The organism is Embleya hyalina (assembly GCF_003967355.1).
Classification (GTDB): domain Bacteria; phylum Actinomycetota; class Actinomycetes; order Streptomycetales; family Streptomycetaceae; genus Embleya; species Embleya hyalina.
On record NZ_BIFH01000033.1, the window covers coordinates 164,540 to 185,684 of the forward strand.

Consider the following 21,145-nt stretch of genomic DNA (forward strand, 5'->3'; position numbering starts at 1 on the left):
GGAAAAGGGCACCCCATGGCAACGAACAAGTTCGGCGCGACCTGTGCCACGTGCACGACCTATGTCAAGGCCGGCGACGGGCTGTTGGTCCGCCGGGACGGCAAGTGGGTTACGTACTGCGCCGATTGCGGCGAGCCGAAGCCCGCCGCGCCGCCGCGCGGCAATCACGACGGCTGGCACCGTGGGCCGATGGCGGCGTTCGACGTGGAGACCTCCGGAATCGATCCGCTCTCCGATTTCATCGTCACCGCCGCCCTGGTGGACTCGACCGGTACCCGGCGGTCCTGGCTGATCGACCCGGGGGAGCGGGAGATTCCCGCCGAGGCGACCGCGATCCACGGGATCGACACCGCGCGCGCCCGGGCCGAGGGACGCCAACCCGCCCTGTGCCTGGCCGAGATCGGTGCGGCGATGGCCGAATACCTGGCCGCCGGCACCCCGATCGCGATCTACAACGCGCCGTTCGACCTGACCATCCTGCAGGCCGAGCTGCACCGCCACAACCTGCCGCAACTCCCTTACACGGCACCGATCATCGACCCGCTGGTGATCGACAAGCAGCTCGACCGCTACCGCAAGGGCAAGCGCACCCTCGCGGCCACCAGCGCGTTCTACGAGGTGGTGCTCACCGACGCGCACACCGCCGACGGCGACGCGCTGGCGTGCCTGCTGCTCGCCCAGGACCTGGGCGCGCGTTTCCCGGAGTTGGCCGCCGACTCGCTGCGCACGCTGCACGAGAAGCAGGTGCAGTGGTACGCCGAGCAGGCGGCCTCGCTGCAGAGCTACTTCGATCGGCGCAACCCCGACGGCGGCGGCGCGGTCGTCGACCCGAACTGGCCGGTGATTCCCGGCGGTCCGGACGGGCCGGGCTCGCCGAGCCTGCCGGGCACCACCGGTGGATCGAGCGCGTGGCGGGCGGCGGACGCGGAGCCGAGCCTGTCCGGGTCGAGCGCCTGGCGGCCGGAGGCGGGGGAGTAGCCGGCGGGTGCCACGAGCGGCCGGCACCGTGCGCTACGCCGCGGCCGGGGTGCGCAGCCGGCCGTCGATCAGTTCCACCGTCCGGTCCGCGTGCGGCAGGTGGCCGCGGTCGTGGGTGACCAGGACCGTGGCCGCGCCGCTCGTGCGGGTCAGCTCGGCGAGCAACGTCACGATCGCGGCGCCGCGTTCGTGGTCCAGCGCGCCGGTGGGTTCGTCGACCAGGAGCACGCTCGGTTCGTGCATCAGCGCCCGGGCGATGTTCACCCGCTGCCGCTGACCGCCGGAGAGCCGGTGCGGACGGTGCTGCGCCCGGTCCGCGAGGCCGACCCGGTCGAGCAGTTCGAGCGCCCGGGCGCGGGCCTTGCGCGCACTGCCGCCGGCCAGGTGCGCCATCACCTGAAGCTGCTCGACACACGTCAACGAGGCGAGCAGGTTCGGCTGCTGGAACACGATCCCGATGGTGTTCCGGCGCAACCGGGCCCGCTCGGCCGGCCGCAGGGCGACCGCGTCCAGGCCGGCGATCGACACGCGGCCCGCGTCCGGCGTGGTCAGCGTCGCGGCGACGGCGAGCAGGCTCGACTTGCCGGACCCCGACGGCCCGACCACGGCGGTCAGCGTCCCGGGCGGCACCGCCAGCGAGACCCGGTCCAGCGCGGTCAGCCGACCGTCGCCGTCGGGATAGGTGAGCGTCACGTCGGCGAGTTCCAGGCCGGGGGACGGGTGCATGGCGGGCCTCTCGGGCGTGGGGGAATCGGGCTGCGGGCTCGTCGCCGGACACCTCATCGGGTCCCGCCGAGCGCGGTGTGCGGGTCGACCGAGGTCACGCGACGCACGGCGAGCCCCGCGCCGACCATGCCGAGCAGGATCAACACCGCCCCCGGCAGGACCGTGGTCGAGGCGTCCACCACATAGGGCACCCCCGCCGGTGCGACCGCGCCGAACAGCGCGGCGACCCCGACGCCGACGGTGGTGCCCGCGAGCAGCACCACGAACGCCTGGCCGAGCGCGTCGCGCAGCAGGTAGCCGGTGGGCGCGCCGAGCGCCTTGAGCACCGCCACGTCGCCCGCCCGCTGGATGGTCCACACGGTGAAGAACGCGCCGACCACGAGCGCCGAGATGGCGAACAGGAACCCGCGCATCAGCTGCAGCGAGCCGTTCTCGGCGGTGTACGACCCGATCGCCTTCCGCGCGTCGCCGATCGAGGAGCTGCGGGTGCCGATCGCCCGGTCCGCCGCGCCGGTGTGCCCGCCGGCCAGGTCGAGCGCGATCACCGTCGCGTGCGGGCCGCCGCGCCGCGGTCCCGGGCGCAGCGGTTGCCAGTCGGCGAGGGTGGTCCAGGCGACCGGCGCGTGGCTGTACGAGGATCCCGACACCACGGCGGCGACGGTCAGCACGGTGTCCGCGCCGACGGTCAGCCGGTCGCCGACCCGCACGCGCAGCTCGTCGGCCAGATCGCGGGACAACACCACCGTTCCCGGGGCCAGCCCGTCCGGCGCCAGCGGCCCGCCCGGCTCCACGCCGAACGCCGCCGCGGCGGTGGTCCGCGTGCCGGCCCCGAGCCGGGTCGTCGCGATGCCGAGCGGCGACGCCGAACGCACCCCGGGCTGCTCGGCCCAGCGCCGCCACTGCGCCTGCTCCACGGTCGAGTCGGCGAACGAGACACCCTGTCCGGGGGCGGGCGCGGCGAACGCGAGCCGATCGGCCGGCAGCGCGTCGATCGCCGACGTATTGGCCCGCCCCAGCCCCACGGTCAGCCCGGACACCAGTCCGACCAGCGCGGTGACCAGCACCACGGTGACGATCATCAGGGCGAACCGCCCCCGGGCGAACACGAGATCCCGCAACGCTACGAACACACGCCAAGCCTGGTCGCCGGCCGCGTCCGCGTCATCGATCGGGTTGACCGCCCCCGGTCAAACTTTCGATCGATGGCGGCTCCACCCAGCCCGGTTAGCCTTGACCCGATATGTACGCCGGTATCCCGACCCCCGTCTCCGTGCCCCGCACGCTCCGTGCCTGTATGCACGCGCTGGTCGCGCTGCTGCTCGCGGTGGCCGCGCTGCGCGCCCTCGTCGGCACCGATGCCTCCGCGGTACGGACCGCGCTGATCCCGGTCGCCGCCGCGGTCACGGCCGCGGTGTACGCGGTGGGCAACCTGACCCCCTCGGTGGGGCCGTCGCGGCGGGCCTCGGTGTGCTGGCTCGGCGCGCTCACGCTGTCCTGGTGCGGGCTGTACGCGCTCACGGCGGAGGGGATCTGGTTCGCCTTCCCGCTGTTCTTCCTGGTTCCGCACCTGCTGCCCGTCCGGGTCGCGCTGCCCGTGGTGGGCGGGCTCGCGGTGATCGCCGTCGGGGGCTACGCGGCCCATCGCGGCGCGGTGTCGGTGGGCATGGTGCTCGGTCCGCTGCTGGGCGCGGCGGTCGCGGTGACCACCGTGCTCGGCTATCAGGCGCTGCACCGGGAGAGCGAGGCGCGGCGCCGCCTCGTGGAGGACGTGGTCGCGGCCCGGGCCTCGCTCGCGGCGGCGGAGCGGCACGCGGGGGTGCTGGCGGAGCGGGAGCGGCTGGCCCGGGAGATCCACGACACGCTCGCGCAGGGCTTCAGCAGCATCCAGTTGTTGCTGCGCGCGGCGGAGCGGGCGCTGCCGGCGGATCCGACGGCGGCCGATCGGCACGTACGGCTGGCGCGGGTCACCGCGACCGACAGCCTGGCCGAGGCGCGGCGGTTCGTCCGGGCGCTGGCGCCGCCGGAATTGGACGACTCCTCGCTGCCGGCGGCGCTGGAGCGGCTGTGCGCGCGGACGGCCGCCGAGGCGGACCTGGATGTGCGCTTCCATCGCACGGGGGAGGCGGCCGGGCTGCCGACGGCCGTCGAGGTGGCGCTGCTGCGGATCGCCCAGTCGGCGCTCGGGAACACGGTGCGGCACGCGGGCGCGTCCCGGGCCGAGGTGACGCTCAGCCACATGGAGGCGTCGGTGACGCTCGACGTGGTGGACGACGGACGCGGGTTCGATCCGGCCGCGCGCCCGATCGGGGCGGATCGGGGCGGGACCGCCGGCACCGGATTCGGGCTGGCGGCGATGCGGACCCGGGCGGCCGAACTGGGCGGGGCGCTGACGGTGGAGTCCGGCCCGGGTCAGGGGGCGGCGATCGCGGTGACGTTTCCGGTGCCGGCGGAGGCGGGCCCCGGTTCCGTCCCGGCGCATGCGGGAGAGGCGACCGGGACCGTCCCGGCGCCCGCCCGGGAGCGGTCGGGGACCCTGCCGGCGCGCGCGGACGGGGGCGCGCGGTGATTCGGCTGTTGCTGGCCGACGACCATCCCGTCGTGCGCGCCGGGCTGCGCGCGGTGCTGGCCGCGGAACCGGACTTCGAGGTGGTGGGCGAGGCGGACACCGCGGAGCGCGCGGTCGAGTTGGCCGGCTCCCTCGCGCCCGACGTGGTGCTGATGGACCTGCGCTTCGGCCCGGGCGCCATGCACGGGAACGCCGCCACGGCGGCCATCGCCGCGCTGCCCCGCGCTCCGCACGTCCTGGTGCTGACCACCTACGACACGGACGCGGACATCCTGGCCGCGGTCGAATCGGGCGCGCTGGGCTACCTGCTCAAGGACGCCCCGCCGGAGGAGTTGGCGGCGGCGGTACGGACGGCCGCGGCCGGCGAGTCGGCGCTCGCGCCCCGGATCGCGGGCCGACTGCTGAGCCGCCTGCGCCGGCCGGAACCGGTGTTGAGCCCGAGGGAGATCGAGGTATTGGGGCTGGTCGCGGAGGGGTTGTCGAACCTGGCGATCAGCAAGGCGCTGTTCCTGAGCCAGGCGACGGTCAAATCGCATCTGGTGCACATCTACGCGAAGCTCGAGGTCGATTCGCGCACGGCGGCCGTGGCCGCGGGGGTCAGGCGGGGACTGATCGAGCGGGAGTGAAGCCCGCCCCCGGACACGCCGCCGTTCGGCCGTGCGCGAGTGGGTGGGCCCTCGGCCTCGGCGTCGGTGGGTCCGGGGAGGTGGGGCCGGGGACGGGCAGGTCGTAGGGTCTCGGCATGACCGTGCTGCACGTGAAGGGCCGCGTTCTGGTCGGCCCCGAGGATGTCCGCGACGAGATGTGGGTGATCGGCGGGCGGATCACCTTCGAGCGGCCGACGTCGCTCGCCGTCGACGCCACGTTGGAAGGGTGGGTGCTGCCCGGCCTGGTCGACGCGCACTGCCATGTCGGGATCGACGCGCACGGCGCGGTCGACGCGCCGACCGCCGAGCGCCAGGCGATCACCGACCGGGACGCGGGCGCGCTGCTGCTGCGCGACGCGGGCTCGGCCGCCGACACCCGCTGGATCGACGGCCGCGAGGACCTGCCCCGACTGATCCGCGCGGGGCGGCACCTGGCGCGGCCCAAGCGCTACATCCGCAACTACGCGCACGAGATCGAGCCGGGTGACCTGACCGCGTTCGTGATCCGGGAGGCTCGGCGCGGCGACGGCTGGGTCAAGCTGGTCGGGGACTGGATCGACCGGGACACCGGGGACCTGGCGCCGCTGTGGCCCAAGGACGCGCTCCAGGAGGCGATCGCCGCCGCGCACGCCGAGGGCGCCCGGGTCACCGCGCACTGCTTCGCCGAGAACTCGCTCCCGGACCTGGTGGAGGCGGGCATCGACTGCATCGAACACGCCACCGGATTGACCGAGGACCTGATTCCGCTGTTCGCCGAGCGGGGCGTGGCGATCGTGCCGACCCTGGTCAACATCGCCACCTTTCCCGGGATCGCCGATCAGGCGGGCGCCAAGTTCCCGACCTACGCCGCGCACATGCGCGCGCTGCACGCCAACCGGTATGCCACGGTGCGGGCCGCCTACGACGCGGGTATCCCGATCTTCGTGGGCACCGACGCGGGCGGGTCGTTGCCGCACGGCCTGGTCGCCGACGAGGTCGCGGAGCTGGTCGCGGCCGGCATTCCGGCCCACGACGCGCTGTCCGCCGCGTGCTGGTCCGCCCGCCGCTGGCTCGGCCGGGACGCGATCGCCGAGGGCGCGTCGGCCGACTTGGTGGTGTATTTGGCCGATCCGCGAGCCGACGTGGGTGTGTTGGCCGACCCGCGCGCGGTGGTGTTGCGGGGCACGGTGATGCCGCGCTGACGCACCACGACAGCCCCCTCGACACCGCGAAACACCGCCGGGCTCGGCGCGGGCGACCGGGGCGTGATCCCCGCGGGACCGCCGATCGTGGCCGAAATCCGCCCCCGCGCGGGGCCGGCGGAGTGACCCGGCGACACTCCGCCCCCGCCCGGTCGTTGAACGCCGTGTCCGTCGACGTGGTTCGACGGGCGCGGCGTCGGGGCGTGGGACCTCGGGGCCGGCGCAGCGAAAGGCAGCCCCCGTGCGAGGTTCGGCCCTGATCGCCCCCAACCCCGATCCGCACCACCGCCGTCCGTTCGGCATGGTGCCCCTGCCCTACCCGGTGACCGAGGCCCTCGGCCCCATCCCCGGCGCACCGCTCGGCCCTCCGCCAAAGACCGTGCTCGACCCACCGGAGCCCTGGTTCGGCGCCGACGGGCGTTGACGGCGCTCCGGGCTCACGGTTTGTACGGCAGGGACGGTACGTCGAAGCAGTTCGTCGTCATGTCCGGCACCTGGGCGATCCAGCCGCCCGGGGCGCCGTCCTGCCAGCGGGCCACGTCGAAGCAGGTGCGGGTGGGCGCGGCGACCCGGTCGACCGGTTCGGCCTTGAAGTCGACCGGGATCAGCAGGCCGTGCGCGTCGTAGCCCTCGGGGCGGTTGACGAAACCCTCGACGCAGGCCCGGGTGACCTTCGCGCCGCACGAGGCGATCGCGTCGGTGAGCCACATCGCCGAGGCCCAGCCCTCCAGCTCCCACTGGGAGAGCTTGTCCTCGCGGTCGGGGAAGTACTTCTTCATCGCGGCCCGGAACTCGGCCACCGCGGGTTGCCCGATGTCCGTGTAGCCGCGGCTGTTGCCGGTCGCGTAGATGCTGTTGCGGCAGGTCGGGGACGCCTTGAAGTCCTCGCCGACGCGCGCGTTCCAGTTCTGGACGTTGGTCACCTTGGCGGTCACCCGCAGGTCGTTGCCGTCCATCGCCTTGCACAGTTCGACGTTGCCGCGCGTGTCCACCGCGTCGAAGACGATGTCGACGCCCTTGGCGCGCATGTCCACCACCGCGGCGGCGAAGTTCGGCAGCGCGAAGTCGACCTGCTTTTCGACGACCGTGTAGCCCTCGGCGCGCAGCCCGTCGGCGACGGTCTGCGCGTAGCGCGCGGAGTCGGCCTGGTTGTACGACACCACGGCGGCGGTGCGGGCGCCGAGCTTCTCCTTGAAGTAGCGGTAGACCTCGGTGCTCGCGTACATCCGGCCGTCCCAGCCCACCTTGCCGTCGCGCGGCGCGCGCGATCCGTAGATCGAGTACAGGTGCGGGTACGTCTCGTACGCGGTCCCGATCGGCTGTCCGCCGACGTCGGGCACACCCTTGTCGCTGACGTACCGAGCGGCGTTGTAGCTGTAGACGCTGTTGCCCGCGAAGGCGAACACCTTGTCGTCCTCGACCAGTCGGCGGGCGCAGCGCTGGTTGGCCACGCCGTAGCCGTTGTCGTCGCAGGCGGACACCTTCACCCGGCGCCCGTTCACCCCGCCGCGCTCGTCGAGCGCCTTGAAGTAGGCCTGGGCGCCGTACATCGGCCCGGAGAAGGTCTCGTTGCCGAGCACCCCCTGGACGGTGTCGATCATGCCCACGGTGATCTCGGTGGGCGTGACGCCCACATCGGACGCGGTGTTGGTGTTCGGCGCCGCGGCGGACGCGGGCGCCGGACCACGATCCTCGCGGAAGTCGCGCTCCGGCAGCCGCGAACCGCACCCGGTCAGTGCGGCGACCGCGCACAACACGCCGGACAGCACCAGGGCCACCGAGGCGCACGGCATGCGCCGTCCGTGGATACGACGATGCATGCGTGCTCCTCGGTGACCCGGGGCCGGCGGCCGACCCGCCCGTGCGGAGTGGGGCGTCAGGCCGTCGGGCAACCCGGGGCGACGGTGCCCGGCTTGAGCGCGCCGACCAGCGTGCAGACGGTGCCCAGGCTGACCTTCCAGGTGCCGTCCTGCTTGACCGCCTTGCCGTTCTGGCCGGGCAGCGCCGGGGCGCCGGCGAGCAGGATGTCGAACGTGACCGCCGCGGTGTCGCCGTCGATCTTCACCGCGGTGGTCTTGGAGGTGACCGACTTGGCCAGCGGGTCGTTGGCGAGCGTCTCGACGAGCGCGCCCATCTTGTCCGCGTTCTCCAGGACCGCCTTGCGCGCGTCGAGCGGCTGGGCGTTGTCGAACAGCTTGTCCCAGTTGTCGGCGACCTTCTTCTCCTCGCCGGTCAACGTGGTCGAGCCGCCGGCCGCGGGGGCGCCGGTGCCGCCGGCCGAGGCGGCGGGCGAGCCGGCCGCGGTGGTCCCCGGCGCGGCCGGCGTGCTCGGCTGGCCGGCGGCCGGCGCGCTCGCCGACTGCGACGCCTTGCTGTCCTTCTTGTCGTCCTTGTCGTCGCTGCTACACCCGGACATCACCAGCACCGCCACCAGTGGCAGGGCCAGCAGCGCACGGCGCGCGCCCTTGCGCCGACCCGCACCGGTGCCGTTCCGCTCGGCCCGCTCGTTGATCAAGTCCACGCTCACGTGCGTTCACCACCCGTTCCGCCGGTCGCCCGGCGTCCTGTCGCTGTTGATGTAGCCAGGTAGTACCTGGGTTACCGGCAAGTCATGTTGCCATGCGCGACTCGGTATCCAATCGTGTTCCGGGCCGTATGACCAGATCCCGGCGAACTACGCTGAGGCAGCGATACGCAATCGGGCGGATTCGACGGGTGGACCATATGGCAGGTTCGACGAACTCGGCAGGTTCCACGGGAAAGGCGAACTCCCTTTCCGAAAGACAGCGTACGGCGGCCGCGCCGTCGGCCATCGAGGGTTTGCGGCGGTTGGCGCGTACGCACGGCGGCTGGCTCGTCGGGCTGTGCGGGGCGCTGTTGTGCGCGGTGGGGTGGTACGGCGTGTCGGGTGAACGGTACGAGGCGCGCCAACTGCCCTACCTGGCTTCGGCCACCATTCCCGGCGCGGCGCTGATCGTCGCCGGCGCGGTACTCGTGGTCGGGACCCGGCGCGGGACGGCGGAGGCCGCCGGGACGAGCGTGGAGAACGCGGAGTTGCGGCGGATGATGGGCCGGTTGTACGAGCTGCTGGTCGAGCCGGAGCCGACCGACGCGGCGGCCGGGGCGGGCGCCGGGGCGGCGTGGGTGACGGTCCCGGGCGGGGCGCGCTATCACCGGAGCGGGTGCTCGCTGGTGCGGGGCAAGGACGGGGTGGCGCCGGTGGGCGCGACGGCGGTGCGGGACCGGGATCTGCGGCCGTGCCGGTTGTGTGATCCCGGGACCGACGGGCCGAGCGCGCCCGGCGCCGACGGCTGAGCGCCGTGCTCACCGTCGAACTGGCGCTCGCCGGCCTGGGCGTGGGCGCGATCGCGGCGCTCGCGGCGGTCGGGATGATCACCTCCTACCGGGCCACCGGCGTGTTCAACCTGTCCTTCGGCGCGCTCGCGATGATCGTGGCCTACCTCGTCTGGCAGCAGGTGCGCGTGTGGGGCTGGCCGCTGTGGGCGGCGGTGCTGCTCGACGTGGGCGTGGTGGCGCCGGCGCTCGGCCTGGTCCTGGAGCGCTTCGTCTTTCGCGGACTGCATCGCGAGGGGGCCGGTCCGGCCCGGATGCTGGTCGCCTCGCTGGGCGTGTTCGTGCTCCTGGTCGGCGCGGCCACGCTGGCCTGGGGTACCCAGGCCCGCCTCGACCCGCCCTCGATCGTGCCGGCGGGCAGCGTCGGCCTGCCCGGCGACACGTCGGTGGCCAAGGGGACGCTGGTCGAACTGGGCGTGGTGGCCGCGGTCGCCGTCCTGGTCGCCGTCGTTACCCGGTTCACCCGCTTCGGTGTGCGGCTGCGCGCGGTGGTGGACCGGCGGGCCCTGGCCGAGTTGTCCGGGGTGCCGGCCGATCGCGTCGCCGCGACCGGATGGGCCTTCGGGTCGATGCTGGCGGGGCTGACCGGCGTGTTGCTCGCGCCGCACCTGCGGCTGGATCCGTACGGACTGACCCTGCTCGTCCTGGAGACCATCGGCGTCGCGGTGGTGGCCCGGCTGGCCAGTCTGCCGGTGGCGATCCTGGCGGCGCTCGCGATCGGGGTGGGGCAGAGCGAGTTGTCCCGGCTCGAACCCGACTCGTGGGAGCTGATCCAGGCGCTCCAGGCGAACCTGTTCGTGGTGGTGATGCTGGTCGCGCTCCTGGTACTGCCCCGCATGGTCGAGGTCGGCGGCCCCGACCCGGCGCGCGCGGTCGGTGCCCGGATAGGGACCGGGCACGGGGAGAGCGCGCCGGTGGGCTGGTGGGTGCCGTTCGTCGCGGTCGCCGCGGCGCCGCTCGCGCTGGGCGCGGAACATCTGCGGGTCGCGCAGCAGGTGCCGGCGATGGCGATCGTGTTCGTGTCGCTGGTGATGCTCACCGGATACGCCGGCCAGATCTCGCTCGGCCAGGCCGGTTTCGCCGGACTCGGCGCGTTGTTCGCGGCGCAGCTGGCCAGTCGGGACGTCCCGGCCCTGCTCGCGCTGTTCCTGGCCGCGTTCCTGGTGGTGCCCGTGGGCCTGCTGACCGGGTGGCCGGCGATCCGGCGGCGCGGGCTGACCCTGGCGCTGACCACCTTCGCGGTGGCCGCGGTGGTCAGCCGGTTCGTCTTCGCCCAGCCGCGCTTCACCACCGGCCTCACGCTCGACCACCCGTGGCCGTTCGACGGTGAACGCTCCTTCTACGCCCTGGAGTTGCTCTGCCTCGTGCTGGTCCTGCTGGTGGTTCGCCGGCTGCATGTGAGCCGGCTCGGCCGGATGCTGGTCGCGGTCCGCGACCACGAGCGCGGCGCGGCGGCGGCCGGCGTGGACGTCGCCTCGGCCAAGGTCTTCGTCTTCGCGGTCGGCGCCGGCGTGGCCGGGCTCGGCGGCGCGCTGCTCGGGATGGGCGGGCGGGCCTTCGACGCGGCGGCCTTCGATCCGGTGCTCGGCCTGGTCTGGTTCGCCGCGGTGGTGGTGTTCGGCGTGGACAGCGCGGCCGGCGCGGTGTTGGCCGCCGGCCTGGTGGTGGCCCTCGACGCGGCCACCACGGCCGGGATGTCCACGATCGTGATCGGCGGCCTGGCGGTGCTGCTGTCCCGGATGCCCGGCGGCGTCCCGGCGACCCTGCTGCGCCTGGCCGCGGGGCCGGCGCCCGTGCCCGCCGCGCCGCCCCCGCCGGTCCGGCTCGGCCCGCTGGGTCGCACGCTGCGCGAGCGGGTGCGCGCCGGCCGGGCGGAGGTGGGCGGGTGAGCGCGCTGCGGGCCGAGGGGGTGGTCCGCCGGTTCGGTGGGCTGCGCGCCGTGGACGGGGTCGACCTGACCGTGCCGTCGGGCGTGGTGACGGCGCTGATCGGGCCGAACGGGGCGGGAAAGAGCACCCTGTTCGACTGCCTGGCGGGTGGGCGGGTCGACGCCGGACGGGTCCACCTGGGCGCGCGCGACGTGACCCGGCTGCCCGCGCATCGGCGGGCCCGGCTCGGGCTGGCCCGGACGTTCCAGGCGGTGTCGGTCTTCCCCGGTCTGACGGTGGTGGACAACCTGCGGGTGGCCGCGGAGAACCGGTTTGGATCCTCCGCTCCGGCCCGCCTGCTCGGTCTGCCGGATCCCGCCCGGGGACGGACCCGGGACGCGGTGGAGGCGGCCCTGGACCGGCTCGCGCTCACCGAACACGCGGACACCCCGGCCGGCGAACTCCCGGCCGGGATACTGCGGATGGTCGAACTGGCCCGCGCGCTCGCGGCGTCCCCGTCGGTACTGCTCCTGGACGAGCCGGCCAGCGGGCTCGACGACGCGCAGACCGAGCGGCTGCGCCGCGAACTGCGCGCGCTGGCCGCCGACGGCCTGGCGATCCTGCTGGTCGAACACGACATGGACCTGGTGTTCGGGGTGGCCGACACGGTGCACGTGATGGCCGCGGGCCGGATCGTGGCGGCCGGCACGCCGGACGAGATCCGGCGCGACGCGCGGGCCCGGGAGGTGTACCTCTGATGCCGATCACCCTGTCGGTCGACGGACTTCGGGTCCGGCACGGCCCGATCGAGGCGCTGCACGGCGTCGACCTGGACTTCCCCGCCGGCGCCGTCACCGCCCTGGTCGGCCGCAACGGCTCGGGCCGCAGCACGCTCCTCGACACGCTGGCCGGACTGGTCCGGCCCACCGCCGGGACCATCACCTGGAACGGTGTGGACATCACCGCCTGGCCCGCCGACCGCCGGGCCCGCGCCGGCCTGACCCTGATCCCGGAGCGGGGCGGGGTGTTCGCCGGCCTGAGCGTGGCCGACAACCTGCGCCTGTTCGCCGACGGCCGCGACGTGGCGCCGGCCCTGACCGCGTTCCCGGTGCTGGCCGATCGGCGCAGGCAGCGGGCCGGCACGCTCTCCGGCGGCGAACAGCAGATGCTCGCGGTGAGCAGGGCCCTGCTCACCCCCGCCAAACTCCTGCTCCTGGACGAACTCAGCCAGGGCCTGGCCCCCCGCGTGGCGGCCCACCTGTACGACGTGGTGGCCGGCCTGGCCACGGCCGAACGCACGGTGATCCTGGTCGAACAACACACGGGCGAGGCCCTGCGCCGCGCCGAGGTCGTCTACGCCCTCAGCCGGGGCACCGTCACCTTCAGAGGCGACCCGACCGAATACGAGACCCACCCGGACGGCGCCCACCGCACGTAGCGGTGGGCGCCGATCCGGCTTCGACGCCCGAGGCGCCGCGAACGCGACGCGCGCGGAAGCCGTCGGCTTCCGCGCGCGTGGGTCGGGCGTGGGTCAGTCGGCGTCCAGGGCGCTGGGGAGGCGGGCCGGACAGCCGTTGGTGTACGAGGCGTTGTACTCGAAGTGCCATTCCTCGTTGTCGTACATCCGGCACCAGCCGTACTTGCTGCCCTTGGCCTGGAGCCAGGCCTGGGCGTTGGCCGGGTAGATGTCCACCGCGACGCCCTGGACGTGCATCGACTTCTCCGGCGGCAGCACCCAGTGCAGCGCCGCCTCGCGGGAGCCGACCTCGGCGATCTTCTCGTCCAGGAGCCTCTGCTGGTGTGCCCAGCCGCGTTTGCCGGAGTTCAGGTTCAGCTTGATGCCCTCGGCCGCCATCGCCTGGTCGATCCTCTTCCACGCGGCGTACGCGGCCGGGGTGAGCGCCTTCGGGTCCTTCGGCGCGTCCTTGTCGTTGGCGGGCGCCTTGGCGGTGCTCGACGCGGACGATTTCGGCGGCTTGGTCGTCGCCGACTTGCTCGATGCCGGGGAGCCGGTGGAGGGTGCGTTCGTGGGGGCCGTCTGGGTGTTCGGGACCTGTTCGGGGTTCGGCGTCACCTGCGCGCCCACCGAGTCGGCCCGGTCCTTCTTGTCGTCGTCGCCACCGCCGAGGAACAACACCGCGCCGACCCCGGCCCCGCCGAGTATCAGCGCGCCCGCCAGGCTCCAGGCGACCAGCTTGCCGCGCCGGCGCCGCGCGGGCTCCGGTTCGTCCGCGGGGGCCGGTCGGGGCGGCTCGGCGATCGGCGCGGCCGAGCCGACGGGCGGCTGCTCACGCGTGTACCAGTCGGCCGGGACCGGCGTGGTCTCCGCGTCGAACCTGCCCGGTGTACCGGGTATGCCGGGCGGCTGCGATCCGGGTGGACCGGCCGCGTGCCCCGAGCCCGAGCTGTGCTGTTCCCACGAGGTGTCCAGAAAGTGCGCTCCGTCGGGTGTGCCCCCTTCGTCGGGCTGTGGTTCTCCGCTGCCCGCTGCGTGTCTCACTGGTGAAGCCTCCTCGTAGTGAGCCTGGATCCTCTCGCGGATCACGCGCGCCGAGCGAGCCACGGTTGTTCCGACGTGTGTGGGATACACCACTGCAACCGTTCCGGCGTCCGGCTCGTAGCCTGGGGAGCACCGGTCGGAGCAACCCGCGTAACCTGGGAAGCTTGCCGCAAGGAGAAGGCCGCATGGAGAAGAGGGGTCGAAGGTGAGCACGCACCACCGCACCGGAGGACTCGTCGACGGTTTCGGTCGCGTGGCGACCGATCTGCGGGTGTCGCTGACCGACCGCTGCAACCTGCGGTGCACGTACTGCATGCCCGAAGAGGGGCTGGACTGGCTGGCCAAACCCGAGCTGCTGACCGGCGAGGAGATCTCCCGCCTGGTCCGGATCGCGGTGACCACGCTCGGTGTGCGCGAGGTCCGCTTCACCGGCGGCGAGCCGCTGCTGCGCCGCGAGCTGGTCGACATCGTCCGCGAGGCCGCCGCCCTGGAACCGCGCCCGACGTTGTCCGTGACCACCAACGGGATCGGCCTGGCCCGCCTGGCGCCCACACTGCGCGAGGTCGGCCTGGACCGGGTCAACGTCTCGCTGGACACCCTCGATCCGGCCCGCTTCAAGGCGATGACCCGGCGCGACCGGCACGCCGACGTGCTGGCCGGGCTGGCCGCCGCGGTGGAAGCCGGGCTCGGCCCGGTCAAGGTCAACACCGTGCTGATGCGCGGGGTGAACGACGACGAGGCCGCCGCGCTGCTCGCGTGGTGCCTGGAACGCGGCTACGAGCTGCGCTTCATCGAGCAGATGCCGCTGGACGCGCAGCACGGCTGGCAGCGCTCGGAGATGATCACCGCCGGGGAGATCCTGACCGCGCTGCGCGCCGCGTTCCGGCTCGACCCCGAGTCCGGGCGCGGCAGCGACCCCGCCGAGCGCTGGCTCGTGGACGGCGGCCCGGGCACGGTGGGCGTGATCGGCTCGGTCACCCGCCCGTTCTGCGAGGCGTGCGACCGGACCCGGCTGACCGCCGACGGGCAGATCCGCAATTGCCTGTTCGCGCGCGAGGAGTCCGATTTGCGCGCGGCGTTGCGCGGCGGCGCGGACGACGCGGAGATCGCCGACCGCTGGCGCGCCGCGATGTGGACGAAGAAGGCCGGCGCGGGCATCGACGACCCGGAGTTCCTCCAGCCCGATCGACCGATGTCGGCGATCGGCGGCTGACCCACCGGCACCGCCGGACGCATCCGAACCGGAGAACCCGTCCGGCACACCCGGCCCACGCGTACCCTCCGGCAACCCCCGGGCCGCACACGGCGGTTCGGGGTGGCGTGCGGCCCGCTCCCGGGACGCCCCTCAGGACTGTTCGCGCGCCGATCCGCCCGGGGACTCCGGCTCGTGCCAATCGGCGAACGCCACGGTGTCCTTGAGGAATCCGCGAATCCCCAGAAACTCGGCCAAATGCTCCCGGTGCTCGTCACAGGCGAGCCACGTCTTGCGCCGTTCCGGGGTGTGCAGCTTGGGGTTGTTCCAGGCCAGAACCCACCGGGCGTCGGCACGGCAACCCTTCGCCGAACAGATCGGTCGACCGGGATCGGCGGGGGTGGGAAACATGCCCACCAGTGTCGCAGACGAGGCCGTTCACCCCGCCGCGGTACCCGTCACCAGGAACTGACCCTGTGTCAGGCGCCAACCGGAGCGCTGCTCTCAGTAAGCAACGGGCTGGTGCGGTATCGCCGTGCGGATCCATCCGCGGACCGGCGAAAGACCCCGGACACGGGCGATGCCGGGCAGCCACGGGGGGAGCCGCCCGGCATCGCGTCGGTCGCTCCGACGGGGGATACGGAGCACGTTTCGAAGTATGGCACGTCCGGCCGGCGGTTGAAGCACCAACCCGCGTAGCGCTTGCCGCTAATTTTTGACGCTGTGCGAAGGGGCACCCTTCGGGTCACCGAAGTGGCCCCGATCGGCACCCCCGGGGTCACCGTGTGTATCCGAATTCATGTGCGACAAAAGGTCGGTCGGTTCCGCGCCGGCCGCCGGCGGGGTCCCGACGGTGGTCGTCCACGAGTCCTCGGAGTGCGTGTGCAACGTCTCCCGCTCGGCGCTCGTGAGCACCGCGCCGGGCGGCGGCTCCAGCGCCTTGGGCGGCCGAGGGGGTACGAACTGCGCCTGCACCGGCGCGTTCGAGGTGGGCTCGCGACCCGCGTTGGCCAGCACCACCGCGATGTAGGGCAGGAACAGCGCGCCGGCGACCAAAATCCACCGCCACGGCGACGGGGTGAACACCGCCGCCACGAAGCACACGGTGCGGATCGACATCGAGATCACGTACCGGCGTTGGCGCCCGGCCACGTCCTCGGTCAGTCCCTTGCGCGCACCACTGATCTGGTACACCGAGCCCTTGGTGTTTTTCACGGTCCCACCGTCTCCGCCCATGTGACCACACACTCGTCCGCATCCTCACGGTACGCCCGTGTGTGCCCCGGACCGAGGCCGGGGGCGGGAGCTTTGCCGTGAGCTGACCCGAGTGGGGGATGCGCCGATCCGGTCAGTCGCGCCGGTCCAGATACTCCGGCGGCACCGCCGGGGCCAGCCAGACGCCGTTGTCCGAGCGACGGAACGTGTGCCCGTCGGCGACCATGCGCTCGGCCCGCACCGCGAACACCACCGGCCGACCGCGCCGCGCGCCCACCCGGCGCGCCGTCTCGACGTCGACGGACAGGTGCACGTCGTGCCGATCCATCGGCCGCAGCCCCTCGACCAGGATCGCGGCCACGCTCCGGGGGTTCGTCCCGTGGAAGAGCACGGCGGGCGGCGTCGCCTCGACCAGCCCCAGGTCCACCGCGACGGTGTGCCCCTGACTGGCCCGGATCCGGGTGCCGTCCGCCGAGAACGCGAATCGCCGCTTGTCGTTCTCCGCGACCACCCGTTCGAGTTGCGCGCGCGACAACCCCACCCCGCGCGCGGCACAGGCCGCGAGCAGCACGTCCACCTCGACCCACCCGGCCTCGTCCAGGACGATCCCGAGCCGCTCGGGCTGATGCCGCAGATGCCGGGAGAGATACTTCGAAATCTTGACGATGTTCATGATGAACCCCAACAAAACCACGAAGCCCCACCCGAGCACACCGAGTTTTCTCGGACAGGCCGACGCCGGGCGAGCCCACCAGAGCCCGCCCGGCGTCCGGGAAAACCACAACCGTCCCCGACCCGCGACCGCCTTCGCGGACCGAGCCGAACATCCGGCCCGTCCGGCGCTCGAGGACCCGCCCGACCGGCTACTGCGCCCGACTCGGCGACGACATGTTGAAGTCGCGCACCCGCAAGGCCGGCATCGCCGCACGCGTGAACCAGTCACCCCACTCGCGCGGATACGTACGCTCGGTCCGCCCCGCCTCGACCGCCCGCCCCAACACGTCCACCGGCGACTCGTTGAATCGGAAGTTGTTCACCGCCCCGACCACCTCGCCACCCTCCACCAGGTACACCCCGTCCCGGGTCAACCCGGTGAGCAGCAGCGTCTGCGGATCCACCTCGCGGATGTACCAGAGGCACGTCAGCAGCAGCCCGCGCTCGGTCGACGCGACCATCTCCGCCAACGTCGGCCCGCCGGTCGGCGCGTCCAGGATCAGGTTGTCGATCTCCGGCGCGACCGCCAGCCCGGTCAGCTCGGCGGTGTGCCGATTGGACCCCAGCGCGGTCAGCACGCCGTCGGTGACCCAGTCGGTGCGCTCCAGCGGCAGCCCGTTGTCGAACACCGACGCCGTGTCGCTCGACGCGTGCGCGATGGTGAACGGCGCGCTCTCCAGGCCCGGGTGGTTCGGGTCGCTGTACAGGGTCAGCGGCAGCTCGGTGAGCCGGTCGCCGACCCGCGTGCCGCCACCCGGCCTGCTGAAGACCGTACGGCCCTCGTGCGCGTCGCGGGCGCCGCCCTGCCAGTACATGTAGACCATCAGGTCCGCGACCGCCGACGGCGGCAGCAGGGTCTCGTAGCGGCCCGCCGGCAGGTCGATCGTGCGGGTCGCCCAGGACAGCCGCTCGGCGAGGTCCGCGTCCAGCGCCGCCAGGTCCACGTCCCGGAAGTCGCGGGTCGGCGTGCCGCCCCACGCGGACCGGGTCAGGTCGCCCGACTTGGCGTTCAACTCGACGTGCCCGGTGGGCTGGTCGTGCCGGCGCCGCAGCCCGGCGGAGGTGCCCACGTAGCTGGAGGTCAGCTGGTGCGAGGCGAACCCGTACAGCAGCCGGTCCGCCTCCCGGGCCCGACCGAACGCGGCGCCCAGCTCCGGCGCGAAGTCCGCGAACACGCCGATGGAGGTCTGCGCCGGCGCCTCGGTGAAGCCGTCGTCCGGGCCGCCCGAGGCCCCCAGGAGCGGTCGCGCGTCCTCGGCCGGACCCGCCTCGCGGGCCGCCGCCTCCGCGGCCCGTACCAGGCCCTCCAGCCGATCCACCGTCACGCCGCTGCGCGAGACCGTCCCGGACGCGGTGCCCTCCGTGCCCGCGACCGTGGCCACCACGGTCACCCGCCGGCCCCGCGTCTCGCCGTTGGTGGTCAGCGCGTTGCCCGCCCAGCGCAGGTTCGCCGCCGAGGTCTCCTCGGCGATCACCACGCAGCCGTCCGCCTTCGACAGCGCCAGCGCCCGCTCGACCGTCTCGTCCGGCCGCGTCACCACGGTCTGCCCGCCGCTCATCGACCCGCCTCCTGAACCGTGTTGAGGACCTTCACGCCGCGGAACAGCGCCGACGGACACCCGTGGCTGACCGCCGCGACCTGCCCGGGCTGCGCCTTGCCGCAGTTGAAGGCGCCGCCGAGGACGTAGGTACCGGGGCCGCCGACCGCCTCCATCGAGCCCCAGAAGTCGGTCGTGGTGGCCTGGTAGGCGAAGTCCTTGACCTGCCCGACGATCCGGCCGTCCTCGATCAGGTAGGCCCGCTGGCCGGTGAACTGGAAGTTGTACCGCTGCATGTCGATCGACCACGACTTGTCGCCGACGATGTACAGGCCGCGGTGCACCCGGCCGATCAGTTCGGCGGTGGACAGGTCGTCCGTGCCGGGCCGGAGCGAGACGTTGGCCATGCGCTGCACCGGGACGTGCCCGGGGGAGTCGGCGAAGGCGCAGCCGTTGGACCGGCCGAGCCCCTGCATCAGCGCCATCCGCCGGTCCAGCTGATAGCCGGTCAGCACGCCGTCGGTGACCAGGTCCCAGCTCTGCGTCGCCACGCCCTCGTCGTCGAAGCCGATCGTGGCCAGGCCGTGTTGCACGGTGCGGTCGCCGGTCACGTGCATCACCGGCGAGCCGTACTTGAGCTTGTTCAGCCGGTCGAAGGTGGCGAACGAGGTGCCCGCGTAGGCGGCCTCGTAGCCGAGCGCGCGGTCCAGTTCGGTGGCGTGCCCGATCGACTCGTGGATGGTCAGCCACAGGTTGCTCGGGTCGATCACCAGGTCGTACTCGCCGGCCTCGACGCTCGGCGCCTTCACCCGTTCGGCGAGCAGGCCCGGCAGCGACGCCAACTCCTCGTCCCAGTCCCAGCCCACGCCCTTGACGTACTCCCAGCCCCGACCGACCGGCGGCGCGATGGTGCGCATCGTCTCGTAGGCGCCCGACTCGCGGTCCACCGCGATCACGGTCAGCTGGGGGTGTATCCGCACCCGCTGCTGCGTGGTCGTGGTGCCGGCCGAGTCGGCGTAGAACTTGTTCTCCTGGACCACCATGCAGGTGGCGTCCACGTGGTCCACGCCGTCGGCGGCGAGCAGTTCCCGGCTCCACCTCGCCAACAGGCCGATCCGCTCGGCCTCGGGCACGTCGAACGGGTTGATCCGGTACGCCGAGATCCAGGTCTCGTCGGCGTGTACCGGCTCCTCCGCCAGCGCCACCGTCTCGCCCGCGCCGGCCGCCTCGCTCACCGAGCGGGACACGCGCGCGACCGCGACCGCCTGCTCGGCGACGTACGCCGCCGCCTCGGGGGTCAGATCCACGCCCGCCGCGAAGCCCCACGCCCCGTCGTGCACGACCCGGACGGCGAAGCCCACGTCGGTGGTGTCCACGGACGAGTCGGTCCGCCCGTCGCGCAGCCGGAAGGACGCGTCTCGTACGCGCTCGAAGCGGAAGTCCGCGTGTTCGGCGCCCAGTTCCCCGGCTCGGGACAGGGCCGCGGCGGCCAGTTCCCGAAGGGGATAGGCGAGGAACGTCGGATCGATCTCGTTGGGCACCCATTCCTCCATACGTTCGGCCTGTCGGCTCGCGTCGTTCAGTCAACCAGACACGCCGTCGCCGGCATTCCGGTCTCCCGGAAGGACCGGTCGTGTGCTCGGACGGGTCTTGCGCCCGGGCAACCGGAACGAAACATGCCGCGGGCAGGCCGGCCGGATTCCGCCGGTGCCCGATCGATGGAGGTGATCGTTCCGTTTTCCGTCGATCTTGTCGGGTTCCCACAACGAACCGTCCGGGGACGCTGTCCCGGACCGGATTCCCCTTACCCCGGGGTAGCCCGATAGCGTCATCGTGACGCGAGTCGAGGTCCGCCCGGGCGGCCCCGGACGTGCGCGAGCACGGCCGAGGACGGTCGAGGAACAGTCGGCGATATTCGGGGACATCCCGGAGCATCCCAGAACAGAGGAGTGATCCGTTGAGCCGGTCCGTACTGGTCACGGGAGGAAACCGGGGCATCGGCCTGGCCATCGCCCGGGCCTTCGCCGCCGACGGCGACAAGGTCGCGATCACGTATCGCTCCGGTGAGCCCCCGGAGGGGCTGCTCGGCGTGCGGTGCGACATCACCGACGGCGAGCAGGTCGAGCAGGCGTTCAAGGAGATCGAGGCCGCGCACGGCCCGGTCGAGGTGCTGATCGCCAACGCCGGCATCACCCGGGACACGCTCCTGCTCCGGATGAGCGAGGAGGACTTCACCAGCGTCGTCGACACCAACCTCACCGGCACGTTCCGCGTGGTCAAGCGGGCGAGCAAGGGCATGTTGCGGGCCCGCAAGGGACGCATCGTGCTGATCTCGTCGGTGGTCGGGCTGTCCGGTTCGCCCGGCCAGGCCAACTACGCGGCCTCCAAGGCCGGCCTGGTCGGCTTCGCCCGTTCCGTCGCCCGCGAGCTGGGCTCGCGCAACATCACCACGAACGTGGTGGCGCCGGGCTTCGTGGACACCGCGATGACCGAGGTGCTGGGCGAGGAGCGCAAGGCGCAGATCCTCAAGGAGATCCCGCTGGCGCGCTACGCCGACGTGGACGAGGTGGCCGGCGTGGTCAGGTTCCTCACCTCCGACGCCGCGTCGTACATCACCGGAGCCGTCATCCCTGTGGACGGCGGACTTGGAATGGGGCACTGAACTC

General features: G+C 73.1%; 21 protein-coding genes. 11 read left to right on the plus strand and 10 right to left on the minus strand.

The annotated features are described in order from the left end of the window. Positions 1 to 15: 15 nt before the first annotated feature. The gene (locus tag EMA17_RS35900; RefSeq protein ID WP_126641354.1) at positions 16 to 978 is read left to right on the plus strand and encodes an exonuclease domain-containing protein; all 963 of its coding nucleotides are present in this window, start codon (positions 16 to 18) and stop codon (positions 976 to 978) included. A gap of 33 nt (positions 979 to 1,011) precedes the next feature. On the opposite strand, the gene EMA17_RS35905 is transcribed toward EMA17_RS35900, so the two are convergent. Then, on the minus strand, positions 1,012 to 1,704 hold the full coding sequence (locus EMA17_RS35905; RefSeq protein WP_126641355.1) for an ABC transporter ATP-binding protein: 693 nt from the start codon (positions 1,702 to 1,704) through the stop codon (positions 1,012 to 1,014). 53 nt (positions 1,705 to 1,757) lie between these two features. After that, positions 1,758 to 2,834: an ABC transporter permease gene (locus EMA17_RS35910; RefSeq protein WP_126641356.1), complete on the minus strand. Its 1,077-nt coding sequence runs from the start codon at positions 2,832 to 2,834 to the stop codon at positions 1,758 to 1,760. Between the two features lie 164 nt (positions 2,835 to 2,998). Between EMA17_RS35910 and EMA17_RS35915 the strand changes: the two genes are divergently transcribed. The 4 genes from EMA17_RS35915 (at position 2,999) to EMA17_RS35930 (ending at position 6,522) form a co-directional block, all read left to right on the plus strand. Beyond that, the gene (locus EMA17_RS35915) at positions 2,999 to 4,270 is read left to right on the plus strand and encodes a sensor histidine kinase (protein WP_126641413.1); all 1,272 of its coding nucleotides are present in this window, start codon (positions 2,999 to 3,001) and stop codon (positions 4,268 to 4,270) included. After that, positions 4,267 to 4,896, plus strand: a complete 630-nt coding sequence (locus EMA17_RS35920; RefSeq protein ID WP_126641357.1) for a response regulator — start codon at positions 4,267 to 4,269, stop codon at positions 4,894 to 4,896. Before EMA17_RS35915 ends, EMA17_RS35920 begins: the two co-directional genes overlap by 4 nt. A 116-nt stretch (positions 4,897 to 5,012) precedes the next feature. Further along, positions 5,013 to 6,098, plus strand: coding sequence for an amidohydrolase family protein (locus EMA17_RS35925; RefSeq protein WP_126641358.1), 1,086 nt, complete (start codon positions 5,013 to 5,015; stop codon positions 6,096 to 6,098). A gap of 241 nt (positions 6,099 to 6,339) precedes the next feature. After that, complete coding sequence (locus tag EMA17_RS35930) at positions 6,340 to 6,522, plus strand: hypothetical protein (protein ID WP_126641359.1); 183 nt, start codon at positions 6,340 to 6,342, stop codon at positions 6,520 to 6,522. 13 nt (positions 6,523 to 6,535) lie between these two features. Here EMA17_RS35930 and EMA17_RS35935 read toward each other — a convergent pair whose 3' ends face one another. Both EMA17_RS35935 and EMA17_RS35940 read right to left on the minus strand, forming a co-directional pair. Beyond that, positions 6,536 to 7,918 carry an ABC transporter substrate-binding protein gene (locus EMA17_RS35935; protein ID WP_246127118.1) on the minus strand — a complete coding sequence of 461 codons (1,383 nt, stop codon included), beginning with the start codon at positions 7,916 to 7,918 and terminating at the stop codon, positions 6,536 to 6,538. A 56-nt stretch (positions 7,919 to 7,974) separates the two neighbouring features. Further along, complete coding sequence (locus EMA17_RS35940) at positions 7,975 to 8,625, minus strand: MTB12 C-terminal domain-containing protein (protein ID WP_126641360.1); 651 nt, start codon at positions 8,623 to 8,625, stop codon at positions 7,975 to 7,977. Between the two features lie 302 nt (positions 8,626 to 8,927). Between EMA17_RS35940 and EMA17_RS35945 the strand changes: the two genes are divergently transcribed. The 4 genes from EMA17_RS35945 to EMA17_RS35960 are packed head-to-tail and all read left to right on the plus strand — an operon-like array spanning position 8,928 to position 12,758. Beyond that, positions 8,928 to 9,413 (plus strand): hypothetical protein, encoded by a 486-nt coding sequence (locus EMA17_RS35945; RefSeq protein ID WP_246127119.1) that lies wholly within the window; start codon positions 8,928 to 8,930, stop codon positions 9,411 to 9,413. Positions 9,414 to 9,418: 5 nt separating this feature from the next. Continuing rightward, positions 9,419 to 11,341 (plus strand): ABC transporter permease subunit, encoded by a 1,923-nt coding sequence (locus EMA17_RS35950; protein WP_126641361.1) that lies wholly within the window; start codon positions 9,419 to 9,421, stop codon positions 11,339 to 11,341. After that, positions 11,338 to 12,078, plus strand: coding sequence for an ABC transporter ATP-binding protein (locus EMA17_RS35955; RefSeq protein WP_126641362.1), 741 nt, complete (start codon positions 11,338 to 11,340; stop codon positions 12,076 to 12,078). Before EMA17_RS35950 ends, EMA17_RS35955 begins: the two co-directional genes overlap by 4 nt. Continuing rightward, positions 12,078 to 12,758 carry an ABC transporter ATP-binding protein gene (locus EMA17_RS35960; RefSeq protein WP_126641363.1) on the plus strand — a complete coding sequence of 227 codons (681 nt, stop codon included), beginning with the start codon at positions 12,078 to 12,080 and terminating at the stop codon, positions 12,756 to 12,758. The genes EMA17_RS35955 and EMA17_RS35960 overlap by 1 nt, the downstream gene beginning before the upstream one ends. A 93-nt stretch (positions 12,759 to 12,851) precedes the next feature. Here EMA17_RS35960 and EMA17_RS35965 read toward each other — a convergent pair whose 3' ends face one another. Then, complete coding sequence (locus tag EMA17_RS35965) at positions 12,852 to 13,820, minus strand: D-alanyl-D-alanine carboxypeptidase family protein (RefSeq protein ID WP_160161689.1); 969 nt, start codon at positions 13,818 to 13,820, stop codon at positions 12,852 to 12,854. A 205-nt stretch (positions 13,821 to 14,025) separates the two neighbouring features. On the opposite strand from EMA17_RS35965, the gene moaA reads away from it, so the two are divergent. Then, the gene (moaA, locus tag EMA17_RS35970) at positions 14,026 to 15,033 is read left to right on the plus strand and encodes a GTP 3',8-cyclase MoaA (protein WP_126641365.1); all 1,008 of its coding nucleotides are present in this window, start codon (positions 14,026 to 14,028) and stop codon (positions 15,031 to 15,033) included. A 132-nt stretch (positions 15,034 to 15,165) separates the two neighbouring features. Here the strand turns inward: moaA and EMA17_RS35975 are convergent, their stop codons facing one another. From EMA17_RS35975 to EMA17_RS35995, 5 genes are all read right to left on the minus strand, one after another. Further along, on the minus strand, positions 15,166 to 15,423 hold the full coding sequence (locus tag EMA17_RS35975) for a hypothetical protein (RefSeq protein WP_126641366.1): 258 nt from the start codon (positions 15,421 to 15,423) through the stop codon (positions 15,166 to 15,168). 297 nt (positions 15,424 to 15,720) lie between these two features. Beyond that, complete coding sequence (locus tag EMA17_RS55840) at positions 15,721 to 16,227, minus strand: DUF3099 domain-containing protein (RefSeq protein ID WP_307721583.1); 507 nt, start codon at positions 16,225 to 16,227, stop codon at positions 15,721 to 15,723. A gap of 133 nt (positions 16,228 to 16,360) precedes the next feature. Next, the gene (locus EMA17_RS35985) at positions 16,361 to 16,900 is read right to left on the minus strand and encodes an RNA 2'-phosphotransferase (RefSeq protein WP_126641368.1); all 540 of its coding nucleotides are present in this window, start codon (positions 16,898 to 16,900) and stop codon (positions 16,361 to 16,363) included. A gap of 190 nt (positions 16,901 to 17,090) precedes the next feature. Then, a complete protein-coding gene (locus EMA17_RS35990) occupies positions 17,091 to 18,500 on the minus strand; it encodes a metallopeptidase TldD-related protein (protein WP_126641369.1) in 1,410 nt (469 codons plus the stop codon). Beyond that, positions 18,497 to 20,020: a TldD/PmbA family protein gene (locus EMA17_RS35995; protein ID WP_218043177.1), complete on the minus strand. Its 1,524-nt coding sequence runs from the start codon at positions 20,018 to 20,020 to the stop codon at positions 18,497 to 18,499. Before EMA17_RS35995 ends, EMA17_RS35990 begins: the two co-directional genes overlap by 4 nt. 416 nt (positions 20,021 to 20,436) lie before the next feature. Between EMA17_RS35995 and fabG the strand changes: the two genes are divergently transcribed. After that, a complete protein-coding gene (fabG, locus tag EMA17_RS36000; protein ID WP_126641371.1) occupies positions 20,437 to 21,141 on the plus strand; it encodes a 3-oxoacyl-[acyl-carrier-protein] reductase in 705 nt (234 codons plus the stop codon). The last annotated feature ends 4 nt before the right edge of the window (positions 21,142 to 21,145 follow it).

What these genes read in the sequence shown, in the direction of transcription:
- EMA17_RS35900 (WP_126641354.1), top strand. Translation starts at nt 16, where the DNA reads ATGGCAACGAACAAGTTCGGCGCGACCTGTGCCACGTGCACGACCTAT.
- EMA17_RS35905 (WP_126641355.1), bottom strand. Translation starts at nt 1,704, where the DNA reads ATGCACCCGTCCCCCGGCCTGGAACTCGCCGACGTGACGCTCACCTAT.
- EMA17_RS35915 (WP_126641413.1), top strand. Translation starts at nt 2,999, where the DNA reads ATGCACGCGCTGGTCGCGCTGCTGCTCGCGGTGGCCGCGCTGCGCGCC.
- EMA17_RS35925 (WP_126641358.1), top strand. Translation starts at nt 5,013, where the DNA reads ATGACCGTGCTGCACGTGAAGGGCCGCGTTCTGGTCGGCCCCGAGGAT.
- EMA17_RS35935 (WP_246127118.1), bottom strand. Translation starts at nt 7,918, where the DNA reads ATGCATCGTCGTATCCACGGACGGCGCATGCCGTGCGCCTCGGTGGCC.
- EMA17_RS35960 (WP_126641363.1), top strand. Translation starts at nt 12,078, where the DNA reads ATGCCGATCACCCTGTCGGTCGACGGACTTCGGGTCCGGCACGGCCCG.
- EMA17_RS35975 (WP_126641366.1), bottom strand. Translation starts at nt 15,423, where the DNA reads ATGTTTCCCACCCCCGCCGATCCCGGTCGACCGATCTGTTCGGCGAAG.
- EMA17_RS35985 (WP_126641368.1), bottom strand. Translation starts at nt 16,900, where the DNA reads ATGAACATCGTCAAGATTTCGAAGTATCTCTCCCGGCATCTGCGGCAT.
- EMA17_RS35990 (WP_126641369.1), bottom strand. Translation starts at nt 18,500, where the DNA reads ATGAGCGGCGGGCAGACCGTGGTGACGCGGCCGGACGAGACGGTCGAG.